This window comes from Rhizobium phaseoli (genome assembly GCF_010668805.1).
Classification (GTDB): domain Bacteria; phylum Pseudomonadota; class Alphaproteobacteria; order Rhizobiales; family Rhizobiaceae; genus Rhizobium; species Rhizobium phaseoli_A.
The window spans coordinates 324,235-337,609 of sequence record NZ_WUFT01000003.1; the positions used below are offsets into that span (position 1 = coordinate 324,235).

15 protein-coding genes, 1 tRNA gene and 1 pseudogene are annotated in these 13,375 nt (G+C 60.4%); 8 read left to right on the top strand and 9 right to left on the bottom strand.

Translation table 11 applies throughout. The features are described from left to right. Positions 1–5 precede the first annotated feature (5 nt). Positions 6–1,928, top strand: a complete 1,923-nt coding sequence (locus GR197_RS06640; protein ID WP_164007782.1) for a glycoside hydrolase family 127 protein — start codon at positions 6–8, stop codon at positions 1,926–1,928. A gap of 11 nt (positions 1,929–1,939) precedes the next feature. Continuing rightward, positions 1,940–3,025: an ABC transporter ATP-binding protein gene (locus GR197_RS06645; RefSeq protein WP_164007784.1), complete on the top strand. Its 1,086-nt coding sequence runs from the start codon at positions 1,940–1,942 to the stop codon at positions 3,023–3,025. A 3-nt stretch (positions 3,026–3,028) separates the two neighbouring features. On the opposite strand, the gene dxr is transcribed toward GR197_RS06645, so the two are convergent. Continuing rightward, on the bottom strand, positions 3,029–4,219 hold the full coding sequence (gene dxr, locus GR197_RS06650) for a 1-deoxy-D-xylulose-5-phosphate reductoisomerase (protein ID WP_164007796.1): 1,191 nt from the start codon (positions 4,217–4,219) through the stop codon (positions 3,029–3,031). A gap of 383 nt (positions 4,220–4,602) precedes the next feature. On the opposite strand from dxr, the gene GR197_RS06655 reads away from it, so the two are divergent. Together GR197_RS06655 and GR197_RS06660 are read left to right on the top strand one after the other, a co-directional pair. Beyond that, positions 4,603–5,253, top strand: a complete 651-nt coding sequence (locus GR197_RS06655; protein WP_204330087.1) for a hypothetical protein — start codon at positions 4,603–4,605, stop codon at positions 5,251–5,253. Positions 5,254–5,315: 62 nt separating this feature from the next. Beyond that, a complete protein-coding gene (locus GR197_RS06660; protein WP_164007798.1) occupies positions 5,316–5,606 on the top strand; it encodes a BON domain-containing protein in 291 nt (96 codons plus the stop codon). Between the two features lie 7 nt (positions 5,607–5,613). Here the strand turns inward: GR197_RS06660 and GR197_RS31905 are convergent, their stop codons facing one another. Further along, complete coding sequence (locus GR197_RS31905) at positions 5,614–5,766, bottom strand: hypothetical protein (protein ID WP_204330088.1); 153 nt, start codon at positions 5,764–5,766, stop codon at positions 5,614–5,616. 182 nt (positions 5,767–5,948) lie between these two features. On the opposite strand from GR197_RS31905, the gene aac(6') reads away from it, so the two are divergent. Continuing rightward, positions 5,949–6,392: an aminoglycoside 6'-N-acetyltransferase gene (aac(6'), locus tag GR197_RS06665; protein WP_432444196.1), complete on the top strand. Its 444-nt coding sequence runs from the start codon at positions 5,949–5,951 to the stop codon at positions 6,390–6,392. Between the two features lie 131 nt (positions 6,393–6,523). Here aac(6') and GR197_RS06670 read toward each other — a convergent pair whose 3' ends face one another. Then, positions 6,524–6,790 (bottom strand): hypothetical protein, encoded by a 267-nt coding sequence (locus tag GR197_RS06670; RefSeq protein WP_164007802.1) that lies wholly within the window; start codon positions 6,788–6,790, stop codon positions 6,524–6,526. 143 nt (positions 6,791–6,933) lie between these two features. On the opposite strand from GR197_RS06670, the gene GR197_RS06675 reads away from it, so the two are divergent. After that, positions 6,934–7,452, top strand: coding sequence for a DUF2937 family protein (locus GR197_RS06675; RefSeq protein WP_164007804.1), 519 nt, complete (start codon positions 6,934–6,936; stop codon positions 7,450–7,452). Positions 7,453–7,524: 72 nt separating this feature from the next. Here GR197_RS06675 and GR197_RS06680 read toward each other — a convergent pair whose 3' ends face one another. The 4 genes and pseudogenes from GR197_RS06680 to GR197_RS06695 form a co-directional block, all read right to left on the bottom strand. Then, entirely contained in the window at positions 7,525–7,842 is a 318-nt protein-coding gene (locus GR197_RS06680; RefSeq protein WP_164007807.1) for a BrnA antitoxin family protein, read from the bottom strand. Beyond that, positions 7,839–8,086 (bottom strand): annotated as a pseudogene (locus tag GR197_RS06685) (BrnT family toxin). The gene GR197_RS06680 and the pseudogene GR197_RS06685 overlap by 4 nt, the downstream one beginning before the upstream one ends. A gap of 148 nt (positions 8,087–8,234) precedes the next feature. Then, a tRNA-Arg gene (locus GR197_RS06690) sits at positions 8,235–8,311 on the bottom strand. Between the two features lie 53 nt (positions 8,312–8,364). After that, the gene (locus GR197_RS06695; protein ID WP_164007809.1) at positions 8,365–9,528 is read right to left on the bottom strand and encodes a M20 aminoacylase family protein; all 1,164 of its coding nucleotides are present in this window, start codon (positions 9,526–9,528) and stop codon (positions 8,365–8,367) included. 185 nt (positions 9,529–9,713) lie between these two features. On the opposite strand from GR197_RS06695, the gene GR197_RS06700 reads away from it, so the two are divergent. Together GR197_RS06700 and GR197_RS06705 are read left to right on the top strand one after the other, a co-directional pair. Continuing rightward, positions 9,714–10,847 carry a serine hydrolase gene (locus GR197_RS06700; RefSeq protein WP_164007811.1) on the top strand — a complete coding sequence of 378 codons (1,134 nt, stop codon included), beginning with the start codon at positions 9,714–9,716 and terminating at the stop codon, positions 10,845–10,847. A 24-nt stretch (positions 10,848–10,871) separates the two neighbouring features. Continuing rightward, a complete protein-coding gene (locus GR197_RS06705) occupies positions 10,872–12,053 on the top strand; it encodes a CobW family GTP-binding protein (RefSeq protein WP_164007813.1) in 1,182 nt (393 codons plus the stop codon). 40 nt (positions 12,054–12,093) lie between these two features. Here GR197_RS06705 and GR197_RS06710 read toward each other — a convergent pair whose 3' ends face one another. Then, positions 12,094–13,092 carry a hypothetical protein gene (locus GR197_RS06710; protein ID WP_246724499.1) on the bottom strand — a complete coding sequence of 333 codons (999 nt, stop codon included), beginning with the start codon at positions 13,090–13,092 and terminating at the stop codon, positions 12,094–12,096. A 55-nt stretch (positions 13,093–13,147) separates the two neighbouring features. After that, positions 13,148–13,372 carry a sulfurtransferase TusA family protein gene (locus tag GR197_RS06715; protein ID WP_164007815.1) on the bottom strand — a complete coding sequence of 75 codons (225 nt, stop codon included), beginning with the start codon at positions 13,370–13,372 and terminating at the stop codon, positions 13,148–13,150. Between the last annotated feature and the right edge of the window lie 3 nt (positions 13,373–13,375).

Genomic DNA, 13,375 nt, shown 5'->3' on the forward strand with positions numbered 1-13,375 from the left:
GAGCCATGACCAAATCAAGCAACGACCGCCAGTTTCGTCCCGTCGCCGTTCCCGATGTGGAGCTTGGCGGCTTCTGGGGCAAATGGCAGGACGCCGTCTGCAATTCCACCGCCGAGACCCTGCTCGACCGCTGCGTCGAGGCCGGCATGCTGAAGGCGATCGATGTCTCCCAGCCGAGCCCCGGCGTCGTCATTCCCATTCAGCCCTGGGGCGGGACAACGCAGATGTTCTGGGATTCCGACCTCGGCAAGTCGATCGAGACCATCGCCTATTCGCTCTATCGCCGGCCGAACCCAAAGCTGGAGGCGCGCGCCGACGAAATCATCGACATGTATGAGCGGCTGCAGGACAAGGACGGTTATCTCAATGCCTGGTTCCAGCGCGTCGAGCCCGCCCGCCGCTGGACCAACCTGCGCGACCATCACGAGCTCTATTGCGCCGGCCATCTGATGGAAGCCGCGGTTGCCTATTACCAGGCGACCGGCAAGCGCAAGCTGCTCGATATCATGTGCCGTTTTGCCGATTACATGATCACCATGTTCGGCCATGGCGAAGGTCAGCTCCCCGGCTATTGCGGCCATGAGGAGGTCGAGCTTGCGCTGGTCAAGCTTGCCCGCGTCACCGGCGAGAAGAAATATCTCGAGCTGTCGAAATTCTTCATCGACGAGCGCGGCACCGAGCCGCACTTCTTCACGGCCGAAGCCGCTCGCGACGGCCGGAGCGCTGCTGACTTCCATCAGAAGACCTATGAGTACGGCCAGGCCCACCAGCCGGTGCGCGAGCAGAAAAAGGTCGTCGGCCATGCCGTGCGCGCCATGTATCTCTATTCCGGGATGGCCGATATCGCCACCGAATATAAGGACGACAGCCTGACGGCGGCGTTGGAAACGCTCTGGGACGACCTCACAACCAAGCAGATGTACATCACCGGCGGCATCGGCCCGGCCGCCTCGAATGAAGGTTTTACCGACTATTACGACCTGCCGAACGCCACGGCTTACGCGGAAACCTGCGCCTCTGTCGGCCTAGTGTTCTGGGCAAGCCGCATGCTCGGGCGCGGCCCGGACCGGCGTTATGCCGACATCATGGAACAGGCGCTTTACAACGGCGCGCTGCCCGGCCTTTCCACCGACGGCAAGACCTTCTTCTACGACAATCCGCTCGAAAGTGCCGGCAAGCATCATCGGTGGAAATGGCACCATTGCCCCTGCTGCCCGCCGAATATCGCCCGGCTGGTGACCTCGATCGGCTCCTATATGTATGCCGTTGCCGACGATGAGATCGCCGTGCATCTCTACGGCGAAAGCACCGTACGGCTGAAGCTTGCCAATGGCGCCGAAGGGGAGCTGCAGCAGACCACCAACTATCCCTGGGACGGTGCGGTGGCGTTCACCACCTGGCTCAAGACGCCGGCGACATTCGCGCTGTCGCTACGCATTCCGGATTGGGCTGAAGGTGCCACCCTCAGCGTCAATGGGGAGGTGCTCGATCTCGGCACCAATATCCGCGACGGATATGCCAGGATCGATCGCCAATGGGCCGACGGTGACCGTATCGATCTCCATTTGCCGCTGGCACTTCGCCCGCAATATGCCAATCCGAAGGTGCGCCAGGATGCCGGCCGCGTCGCACTGATGCGCGGGCCCCTGGTCTATTGCGTCGAAACGACCGACAATGGCGAAGACCTCAACGCCATCATCCTGCCTCGCGAGCTCCCGGCCGCCGAAACCGTCGTGCTGAAGGATCTCAATGATGCCGTCGCTCTCGATCTCAAGGTCGAGCGCGAGGAGACGTCGAACTGGGGAACGCCGCTCTATCGCCAGGCGCCGGCTGAAAGGCAGGTCGCCACCGCGCGTTTCGTGCCCTATCATCTCTGGGACAACCGCGGACCCGGAGAGATGCTCGTCTGGGTCCAGTCGGACAAGTAGGTCGTTTGGGGATGACGAACAGTATGGCTAACAAGAGCGTCGTGCTCCAGGACGTGCGAAAAAGCTATGGCAATCTGCAGGTGGTCCACGGGATCGACCTGACGATCGAAGAGGGCGAATTCGTCGTCTTCGTCGGCCCGTCCGGCTGCGGAAAATCGACGCTGCTTCGGATGATCGCCGGTCTCGAGGACGTCACCGACGGCGAGGTCGAAATCAAGGGACGGATGGTCACCGATCTCGATCCGTCCGAGCGCGGCATCGCCATGGTCTTCCAGTCCTATGCGCTCTATCCGCATATGAGCGTACGCGACAACCTGGCCTTCGGGTTGAAGATGGCGCGCACCAATGCCGCCGAGATTGAGACGCGCGTCAAGGCCGCCTCCGCCATCCTGAAGATCGACCATCTTCTCGACCGCCGGCCCGGGCAGCTTTCCGGCGGTCAGCGCCAGCGCGTGGCGATCGGCCGGGCGATCGTGCGCAAGCCCGATGTCTTCCTGTTCGACGAACCGCTGTCCAATCTCGATGCGGAGCTGCGCGTCTCGATGCGCATCGAGATCGCCCGCCTTCACCGCGAGCTCGGCAATACGATGATCTATGTCACGCACGACCAGACGGAGGCGATGACGCTCGCCGACAAGATCGTCGTGCTGCGCGACGGCCGCGTCGAGCAGGCCGGAACGCCAAGGCAGATCTACGAAGATCCCGCCAATACCTTCGTGGCGGGCTTCATCGGCTCACCGAGGATGAACCTGTTGAATGCCCGCTGGGGCGAGGGCGGACTGGTCGAGGTCGCCGGCTCCAGCATCGAAACCGCCTTGATCAACTCGGGCCGGCCGGCCGGAGGCACGGTGACGCTCGGTCTGCGGCCGGAGCATCTCAAGGTGGGGCCCGATCCGTCGGGCAAGCTGACGGCCACGGTCGATTTTTCGGAATATCTCGGCGGAACGCAGTATCTCTACTGCCAGTTGGCCGACGGCCAGTCGCTGACCGTCGAGCACCGCTCACCGATCAGCATCGCGGCGGGCGAGCAGGTCGGCTTGCTGTTCGAACCGTCGGATTGCCGCTTGTTCGACGAGGTTGGCAACCGGCTGCGGTAAACTTCAGCCGGCGATCTCCAGCTTCATCAGATCCGCTGCCCTCTGCCTGGCCTGCCGGTCGGCGGCGAAGACATCGTCCATGTCTTCAGCCGGCGGCAGGCCGGCCAGATCGTCCATGACCCTTTCGGTGATCTCGGCCATGGCGAGGAAGGGCAGCCGCCCTTCGATGAAGGCTTCGAGCGCCACTTCCTTGGCGCCGTTCAGCACCGCGCCCTGAACACCGCCGCGCGTCATCGCCAGGCGCGCCAGCCGCAAGGCGGGAAATCGCAGCTCGTCCGGCGCCTCGAAATCGAGTCTGGCGAGCTTGGCGAAATCCAGCCGCTCGATCGGCAGGTTCGGCCGGCGCGGAAAGGACAGCGCATAACCGATGGCGGTGCGCATATCGGGGGCGCCGAGCTGAGCGAGCACCGAACCGTCGGTATAGCCGACCATCGAATGGATGATCGATTGCGGATGGATGATGACCTCGATCTGTTCGGGCGTCAGGCCGAACAGATGGCGGGCCTCGATCATTTCAAGCGCCTTGTTGAACATCGAGGCGCTGTCGATCGAGATCTTCAGGCCCATCGACCAGTTCGGGTGGGCGCGCGCGGTCTCCGCCGTCACACCCGTCATCTCCTTCAGCGAGGCGGTGCGGAAGGGGCCGCCCGAAGCCGTCAGCACGACGCGCTCGATGGCATGGCGCTGGTTTTCCTCCAGCACCTGGAAAATCGCATTGTGCTCGCTGTCGACGGGAAGCAGCCTGCCGCCGCCCTTGCGGATCGCTGCGATGAACAGATCGCCGGCCGAAACCAGGCATTCCTTGTTGGCAAGGGCGATATCGGCGCCGCGCTTTGCTGCGGCAAGTGTCGGCGCCAGGCCCGCGGTGCCGACGATTGCCGCCATCACCCAGTCGGCTTGCCGGTCGGCCGCTTCCATCAGGCCGGATTTTCCGGATGCGACCGCGATGCCGCTGCCGGAAAGCGCGCTCTTCAGCGACTCGTAATGCCGGTCATTTGCGGTCACCGCCATCCGCGCGCCGAAGGTTTTCGCCTGCCGGGCCAGCAATTCGACATTGCCGTTGCCGGTCAGCACGGAAATTTCGAAATTCTCCCGCCCGCCCAGGTGATCGACGACATTGAGGGTATTTTGGCCGATCGAGCCGGTCGAGCCGAAGATGCTGAGGCGCCGCGGCGCGGTTTTGCCGGTCATCATATGCAATTTCGCGAAAGTTTCTCTCGTAGGCTGAGGCTCTACTAGGCTTTGCAGGGAGCGGCAAGTGTGCGGTGCAGCAGATTTCATCCTTCAAGGGGTTTACACAGCGGCGGCTGGGTGTGATCCTTGTTGCGTTGCTGGCGGAATCGAAATTCCGTCGCGCCGTTTTACGGTCGCATGGCAATTCGGGGCGCTGTGGCGTCCATCAAGCAACGGGCGCTGAGGTGCCGACGGCCTTCCGGCCAAAGATAAAAAACGAGAATGAAACCGGGATAGGCGGCTTGGCCGCGATCCTTCATCGCGTTCTCCGCGAGCGCATTTATACGCGTTGCTGCGTTGGTTTCGGCCCTGCGTCACCGTGTCAGGTAGTACGTTCGGACTTCATGACGACATTCAAAATAGCGTGCATTGTTTTTTCCATCGTGACCTCGCTCGCCACCGCGGCGCGGGCGGATGATCTGCTGATCTGGTCGCCGGCCAAACTCTCCGACCGATCCTACAAGGCGACGATGGGTTTTCGCCTGCCGGCGGAATGGGAAACCAGCGCCGGCGCCGATATTGGCCTGGCCTCGACCAAAGGCGGGGCGCCGCTGCCCGATTCCGGACAGGCGATGCTCTGGGGCAGGATCGACAGGACCAGCGTCACGCCGGCAGGCCAATCGCAGCGGGGCGCAACGGTCAGCGTCGATACGCTGCGCGGCAGCGGCGCGCTGACGCTCAGCCGCTCACGCAGCTGGATCCTCTCGGACTCGCTTGACATGCAATCGAGCCGATCCATCAGCGTGCAGTATGACGCCGTCGATATCAAACAAGCCTCGGTGACGGCCTCGCAGGCGCTGAAGCTGATCCATCCCTGGACGGGCACGTCGCTTTCGGCAGGCGCAGGCGTCAGCAATGCCAGCGGCGATTTTTCGAGTTCGGTTGCCGTCAACCAGGCGATCCTGCCGAACCTCAATCTCGATGCCTCGGTCAATAATCCGTTTTCGGCAGGTGAGGCCGGCAGCGTCAATCTGCGCTATCGCCTCAACTGGTAGCGGCCCTGCAACCAAATCCGGCCGACAGGCGTTTCTTCCGCAGATTTAAGGAGGAATGGATCATGGTGTTCAAGGAACAGACATTTCACGGGCTGGAGCCTGCGATGGAAGCGGAAATTTCCAATCGCGCATCGGTCGAAGCTGATGTCGCCAATGCGCTGGCGATTGCCGGCGGCATTGATGCCTCAGATGTCGAAGTGACGATGGAAAACGACCAGATCGTGCTGACCGGTACGGTCGGCACCGTCGGCGAGATCGAACGGGCGACCGCCGTCGCCAAGGCCGTCGAAGGCGTGCATTCGGTGCAGAACCGGATCCTGCTCGGCGGACCTCCGATCAATGATCGGCATTGATCGGTGCTCAACCGGCGAAGCGCTCGACGAGGAAGGACGAACCGGCCATACGATCGGTCTTCTGCAGGGCAACTGGCACCTGCGGGTGATAGGTAATCGCAAGCAGCACGGCGCTGACGGCGAGATAAGCGATTGCCAAAAGAGTCATCTTGATACGCATGACGCTCACTCCTTCTGGCGGATAACGCGGCTGATATGGGAGAAGTTCCGCACCAGGAGATCAGATGAAAACCTCTTATCTTGCTGGAAATATCTTCGTGAAGCATTCTGCGCACTCACCTGTCCCAAACTGTCGCTTGATTGGGATTTTTGCGACAAGAAGGGAACCGCAATATGGAATCGATTATTGAGATTGGGACTATAAAAGATGTTGAACCATGGGCGCAGCTTCGCGTTGCGCTATGGCCGCATCACTCGCTTGAAGATCATCGAGCGGAGTTGGTCCGGGCGTTTCTTTCAGACAGTGGCGAAGCCGTCGCGTTCATCGCTCGAAATGCTGCGAATGAAGCCGTCGGGTTTGCTGAGGCCACGTTGCGACATGATTATGTGAATGGATGCAGCAGCTCGCCCGTTCTATTCCTCGAAGGGATTTATATCAGGCCCGTCGACAGGCGAAAAGGTATCGCGGGATTGCTGTGCAATGCCGTTGCCGATTGGGGGAAGTCGCTTGGGTGTGTCGAGTTTGGCTCTGACGCGCCGCTTGAGAATTCGGCCAGCCATGCGCTCCATGCCGCTTTAGGATTTGAGGAAACACAGCGCGTCGTGTTCTTCCGAAAGCCACTATAGGCCGGTGTTGCCTTTCCACGAGGATGGTTTGTCGCGAAACTCACTCGCAAAAGTTGGGTTTCGCGATACAGAAAGTATTCCACATTTCGGTGAGGGGCCCGACTGATCAGCCGAGCCCCTGCTTGGATCGCCTATCGGCAGACCCTGGTTTCCTGGACGACCGTATGGCCGTGACGGCGAATTTTTTCCGTCTTGGTGAAGCAATCGCGGGAAACATGGCGCGCCCTCATGTGCTCCCGATAATAGGGGCGTTCCGCATGGCGATAGTAGGGCCGTTCCGCATGACGGTAGTAGGGACGCGCGTCATCCGTGGTGATGGTGACGCTGGCCGCCTGGGAGGGCATTGCCGAAAAAATGGATGCGGCAGCAAGCGTGCAGGCAAGGATAATCTGTTTCATGACAAGGCTCTCTTTCTCAGTTGGTCAGGGGAGCAACTCGCTGGAAGCGCTGTCGGTTCAATCACATAGCGTTACCGATTGTGTCATCCGAAACCTTTGCGGCCGCGGATCGTTACCGCAGAGAAGCGCCGGAGGCATCGAGAATGGGACCGATTGCAAGGATCATCGCCATCGTCGCCGGGCTTGCCGGCGGCACGGTCTTTTCGCAGGCGCCGGAATTTGCGCAGCAATACCGCCAGCGGATCGGCGGCGCGATCGACGAATTGCGGGTCATCGTCGAGGATTTCAACAGACAGGCAGCCGACCACCACCTCGATCGCCAGCAGGCGCTGAACACCTATGCGCAATCCTCCGACGATTTCCTGCGCGACCGTGGTGTCTCGATGCAGAGCACGATCGCGCGCTACGAAACGCTGCTGTCGCAGCAACTGAAACTCGGCACCGCCGCCCCCGTCGCCAAGCCCTTTGTGCTGCTGGGCGAGCCGGACGACGTGGTTTTCGCCAATACCTGGCGGGATTTTGTGCCGGGTGTGCCGGTCAGTTTTGCAGGTCTTGTCTGGGGTGCGATCGGGTTTATCGGTGGTTGGGTTGCGGCGGCGCTGTTGGGATTGGGGGCGCGGCGCGCGGTGAGGACACGGCGAGCCGATAGCTCCGCGATGTGATGATGAGGCTAGCCAAAGCTTTGGAAGACGATCTAGGCGCCGCCAGTTTTTGCAGGGGATCTGCGAAGGGCGCTATAAGCCAGCCGCCTTTCGCAATGCATCGTTCATCCTTGATTGCCAGCCTTTGCCAGTGGCCTTGTAAAACTGGATGATATCGGCATCGAGACGGATGTTCAGGGGTTGCTTCGGGCTGTCCAGCTTGGGTCGACCGCGGGCTGCAATGGCCCTCTCCATCTTTTCAGCAACCTCAGGAAATGCCTCCTTGAAGGGCTTGGCTCTTGCCATCTCTTCGTTGGACAGAGGGGGATTGTCGGAGACGGCATCCCAATCCTCCTTGGAGTAGCCGCGGCCAAGCTGGAACTGGGCCGTTTTCCGGGCTTTGATAATCATCGGATCATGCTCCTTTCGTCCTTGCGGGCGGGGCGCATCGAAATGATCGAAAGCGCCTCAGAGCCCAGATTTACGAAGATTGCGACGATCGTTCCGTCGGCGAGGCGGCCTGTGGCCTTGGACCGTCCGTCTTTGGCGGGAACGACAAGGAAGACAGGAAGAACTCGAAAGTCAGATCGGCGAAATCGAGGCCATGTTTCTCGATATTGGCAATCCGCTTCGGTTCGTCCCATACGATCTCCATTAAATGTATCTACAATAATTCAATGCGGTGGACAATGATTAATGTGGATACAAAAAGGCTTTTCGTAGATGTCAAACGGAGACGTGCAGCGGGCTCAATTACTCCGACCTCGCAGGTCGCGGCGATGACCTAGTGGTAACGGCCATTATGGTGATCCCGACGCGATTCGAACGCGTGACCCCCAGATTAGGAATCTGGTGCTCTATCCTGCTGAGCTACGGGACCACTGGATGCCATGCATACAAAAGGCTTGGCGCGAAGCCAAGCCTTAATTGTTGTCAGACGCCGAGGCGTTGTTCGGCCAGGCGGACCCAGTAGGAGATGCCGTGGGCGATGGCTTCGTCGTTGAAGTCGTAGGCCGGGTTGTGCAGGCCGGCGCTGTCGCCGTTGCCGATGAAGATGAAGGCGCCGGGGCGGGCGTTCAGCATGTAGGAGAAATCCTCGCCGCCCATCATCGGGTCGATCTCGGCGTTGACGTTGCCTTCGCCGGCAATGGCGCTGGCGGTGGCGACCGCATGCTCGGTCTCGTCAGGATGGTTGACGGTGACGGGGTAGTTGCGGTGGAAGCTGATCTCGGCTTCGGCCCCGTGGGCTGCGGCCAGGCCCTCGACGATCTGCCGGAACCGCGTCTCGGCCAGCGTGCGCACCTCGGGGTCGAGGGTGCGCACCGTGCCGGCGAAGGTCGCATCGTTCGGAATAACGTTATGGGCGAAGCCAGCATTGAATTTGGTCACCGAGACGACGACCGAGCTGATCGGATCGGCGGTGCGTGAGGCGATCATCTGCAGGTTGGCGACGATCTGGGCGCCGATGGCGATCGGGTCGATCGTCCGGTGCGGCTGGGCGGCGTGGCCGCCGCGACCCTTGATGGTGACGGTGAATTCGTCGGTCGCCGCCATGATCGCCCCCTTTCGGGTGGCAAACTGTCCCACCGGCAGGCCCGGCAGATTGTGCATGCCGTAGACCTCTTCGATGCCGAAGCGCTCCATCATGCCGTCCTTGACCATCAGGTTGCCGCCGCCGCCGCCCTCTTCGGCGGGCTGGAAGATGACGGCGATATTGCCGTTGAAATTGCGGGTTTCGGCCAGGTATTTCGCGGCGCCGAGCAGCATGGCGGTGTGGCCATCATGGCCGCAGGCATGCATCTTGCCCGGCGTCTTCGAAGCCCAGGGCTTGCCTGATATTTCGGTCAGCGGCAGGGCGTCCATGTCGGCGCGCAGGCCGACGGTGCGGCGGCCTTCGCCCTTGCCCCTGATCAGGCCGACGACGCCGGTGCGGCCGATGCCGGTAACGATCTCGTCGACGCCGAATTCCCTGAGTTTTTCAGCAACGAAAGCGGCGGTATTTTCCACCGCGAAGAGGAGCTCGGGCCGGGCGTGAATATGACGGCGCCATTCGGCGACTTCGTCCTGCAATTCCGCGGCTCTGTTCAAAATCGGCATATTCGCGTTCCTGTTATGAAATCCCGACAATCTTTCATCGCATCACAAGGGTGTGAGCCCCCGGAGTATGGGGCTGCGGTGTGAGGCTGTGGAAATTACTTAGTCAATGACCTTTGCCATGTCATAGCCATATAGGATAAATAGGTGAAGGTTTCGAGATTTTCCGAATATCCGAAGGACGAACCGTGTCGACGAGCCACTTCCGTTTGTTTGCCGCTTTGCGGCCGTTGAGTTTCGTGGTCGCCGCGACTGCCGGTTTGCTTGCCTCCATTCCGCTGGCTCAGGCCAATCCGCATATTCTCGTCGATGTGCAGACCGGCCGCGTGCTTGAGCATGAAGAAGCCTTCCGCAAATGGTATCCGGCCTCGCTGACCAAGCTGATGACCGTCTACACCGTGTTCGACGCGATCCGCGCCGGCCAGATCAGCCTCGATACGCCTGTCGTCATGAGCAAGCGCGCCGCCGCGCAGCCGGCCGCCAAAATGTATTTCAAGCCGGGCCAGAAGCTGACGCTCGACAGCGCGCTGAAAATCCTGATGGTGAAATCGGCCAACGACATTGCCGTCGCGGTCGCCGAAGCGGTCGGCGGCACGCAGGAAGCCTTCGTGACGCGGATGAACGGCGAGGCGCTGAAGCTCGGCATGACGGATTCGCATTTCGTCAATCCGAACGGCCTGCCCGGCAAAGGACAATATACGACGGCCCGCGACCTTGCGGTGTTGACCGTGGCGCTGCGCCGCGATTTTCCGCAATATGCCGGCTATTTCGCGCTGGAGGGTTTTACCAACGGCCAGCAGAACGTGCCGAGCCTCAACATGCTGATCGGCCGTTTCGCCGGCGCCGATGGCATGAAGACCGGCTTCATCTGCGCCTCGGGCTTCAACCAGATCGGTTCGGCGACGCGCAGCGGCCATACGCTGGTCTCGGTCGTGCTCGGCACTGACAGTCTCGCAGCCCGCGCCGATGCGACGGCGAACCTTTTGCAGAAGGGTTTCACCTCGCCGTTTCCCGGCAATGATACGCTGGGTTCCTTGAAGCCCTACGGGCCGGGACAAGACCAGGTTTCCGACATTACCGCCGATATCTGCAGCGCCAAGGGCGCCAAGGTGCGCAGCGAAACGCGCGACGAGGTCGGCCGCATGAAGGTGCAGTCGCCCTATATCCTGGAAATGGATCACGATCCGCGTTTCGTCTTTGCCGGCCTCATTCCCGGCCAGGATCCACAGCCGGCGCAGCAGCCGGAAAAGGTGGCGACCGGCGATACGGCGGGAGCGATCGCCAACGTGCCGGTGCCGATGCCGCGCCCGACATCTTTCTAAGATAGGTTTTCAAGGTAAAACGACATGAGCGCGCTCAACGACAGGATCCCGGTCACCATCCTGACCGGCTTTCTCGGCGCCGGCAAATCGACGCTGCTCAACCGGATACTCAAAGATCCGGTGATGAAGGATGCAGCCGTCATCATCAATGAATTCGGCGATGTCGGCATCGATCATTTGCTGGTCGAAAGTTCGGGCGATTCGATCATCGAACTCTCCGATGGCTGCCTCTGCTGCACCGTGCGCGGCGAGCTGGTGGATACGCTGGCAAACCTGATGGACGCCGTGCAGACGGGCCGCGTCAAGCCGGTGAAGCGTGTCGTCATCGAAACGACCGGCCTTGCCGATCCTGCTCCGGTCATGCAGGCGATCATGGGCAATCCCGTCATTGCCACGAATTTCGAGCTCGACGGCGTGGTGACCGTCGTCGATGCGGTGAACGGGCTGCAGACGCTCGACAATCACGAGGAAGCACGCAAGCAGGCGGCGGTCGCCGACCGGCTGATCGTTTCGAAAAAGGCGATGGCCGCGGCCACGGACGGGCTGGAAAAGCGCCTGCGGGGGCTCAATCCGCGCGCGGCGATGATGGGTGCCGACAGTGCTGAGGCCGGCAGCGCCGCGGTGCTCGTCAACGGGCTTTACGATCCGGCGACGAAGATCGCCGATGTCGGCCGCTGGCTGCAGGACGAGGATGCGCGTGAGGCGCACCACCATCATGCTCACGGCCACGATCATGGCCATCGTGATGACGGGGATCACCACGGCCATCACCATCATGCTCATGATGGTGATCACGCGCATCAAGACCCGCACGACGTCAACCGTCACGATGCCTCGATCCGCTCGTTCTCGATCATCGAGGAAAAGCCGATCGATCCGATGGCGCTCGACATGTTCATCGATCTGCTGCGCTCGGCCCATGGCGAGAAGCTGCTGCGGATGAAGGCGATCGTTTCCGTCTCCGATCGGCCGGACCGTCCGCTGGTGCTGCATGGCGTGCAAAGCATCTTCCATCCGCCGGTGCGGCTTGCCGCCTGGCCGGATTCCAGCGACCGGCGCACACGCATGGTGCTGATCACCAAGGACCTGCCGGAAGCCTTCGTCAAGGATCTGTTCGACGCCTTCCTCGGCAAACCGCGCATCGACATGCCTGATCGCGCCGCGCTATCCGACAATCCGCTCGCCATTCCCGGTATGCGGATTTAGCCAGAAGCTTATTCATAATCAGGACCAATAGATTCAGACATCAAAGTTCTCCCAAAAGCAAAATCACGCTAAGAGGGGTGTCCCGATACTTCTCACCCCGGCTTGCTCTAAGGTCTTTGTAAGCGCTAAAGCGCGCAAACCGGTCAGCTCTTGCTCTCGTCTCATCGGCAATAGAAGATATCGGCGCCCCGTCGACGGATGCCCTGAGAGAGTTCGGCGACCAAGGAGCGTATAACACAGTAGAACAAAAGCTCTTTTGTCCTATTTTTTCTGAAACTTCCTGATGGTTGTAGGTGAACTCAAGGCCATCGAATATGACGCTAAATGAAGGAATGTCTTCAATTCGCGGAGCGCGGAACTTGACGGCAAAATTATTGTCGGAGGCAAAATCATATCTCTCGCGCCAACCTTCTTTGAAGAAGCTGTCTATACCTTCGACCTGGCGCTCTGCAGAATCAACGTCCCACGCGACTTGCGTCGTCAACGTGAGAAAAGATGCAATTTGCCGATTCGGATTGCTCCACCTTTCAACGATCTCAATGGAAACGGCCGCTTGCAGCGGAAAATTTCGGAATGCCATGCGGTGATAATCGGGCAGCATCTTCCGCAAAATGCGCGACAGCATCTGGCAATCGGCCTTTGTGATCGCGGCGTCTGCGCTGTGATGGAGACAGCTTACATTGATCGCTTCGACAGTATAGCGAAAGCGCATGTCCGCTGGGGCGTTGGAAAGACGCCGGAAATGCTGCGCTACAGCGCAGACGATCGTGCGCCCTTCGATTTCGAAACTCCACAACCTCAGCTCAATCAGTGACAACCCGTTGAACAGGCCATACTCATGGTCTTCAACCTGCAGATTGAAAGTTCCATAGCCTTGCACACCGTCATCGGTTCCCTCGAACAGAAAGGCGCGTCCTTTCAACTTGAAAATATTCTGGTAGAAATCTTGGTTTAGCGGGACGAGTTCGGAGTAGTCCTTGCGAAATGAGGCAGCGGCGCTCATCGTTTTTTGTCCTTCAAGATCGATGCCGATCAGCAAAGAGGATCTGTGGGTCTGCGTCCTGGGCGAGCAACGCCAAAGCAAGCCGTGCTAGTTAGCCCTTTTTAATCAGGAAGCGGTGACCGCTTTCGGTCTTTTCGGTCTCGACCAGTTCGTGGCCGTCCTCATTGCAGAAATGCGGCATGTCGATCACCGCCAGCGGATCGGTGGTGTCGACGCGAATGAGCGTGCCGCTTGCCATGGCGGCAAGCTTCTTGCGTGTCTTGATCACGGGGAAGGGGCATTTCAGGCCGCGAAGATCGTAGAGAACGGGGTTCAAGCC

Coding starts and splice junctions, on each gene's coding strand:
- GR197_RS06655 (WP_204330087.1), top strand. CDS start 4,603: ATGACGACATTCAAAATAGCGTGCATTGTTTTTTCCATCGTGACCTCG.
- GR197_RS06660 (WP_164007798.1), top strand. CDS start 5,316: ATGGTGTTCAAGGAACAGACATTTCACGGGCTGGAGCCTGCGATGGAA.
- GR197_RS06705 (WP_164007813.1), top strand. CDS start 10,872: ATGAGCGCGCTCAACGACAGGATCCCGGTCACCATCCTGACCGGCTTT.
- GR197_RS06680 (WP_164007807.1), bottom strand. CDS start 7,842: ATGATTATCAAAGCCCGGAAAACGGCCCAGTTCCAGCTTGGCCGCGGC.
- GR197_RS06695 (WP_164007809.1), bottom strand. CDS start 9,528: ATGCCGATTTTGAACAGAGCCGCGGAATTGCAGGACGAAGTCGCCGAA.
- dxr (WP_164007796.1), bottom strand. CDS start 4,219: ATGATGACCGGCAAAACCGCGCCGCGGCGCCTCAGCATCTTCGGCTCG.
- GR197_RS06645 (WP_164007784.1), top strand. CDS start 1,940: ATGACGAACAGTATGGCTAACAAGAGCGTCGTGCTCCAGGACGTGCGA.
- GR197_RS06675 (WP_164007804.1), top strand. CDS start 6,934: ATGGGACCGATTGCAAGGATCATCGCCATCGTCGCCGGGCTTGCCGGC.
- GR197_RS31905 (WP_204330088.1), bottom strand. CDS start 5,766: ATGCGTATCAAGATGACTCTTTTGGCAATCGCTTATCTCGCCGTCAGC.
- GR197_RS06670 (WP_164007802.1), bottom strand. CDS start 6,790: ATGAAACAGATTATCCTTGCCTGCACGCTTGCTGCCGCATCCATTTTT.
- GR197_RS06640 (WP_164007782.1), top strand. CDS start 6: ATGACCAAATCAAGCAACGACCGCCAGTTTCGTCCCGTCGCCGTTCCC.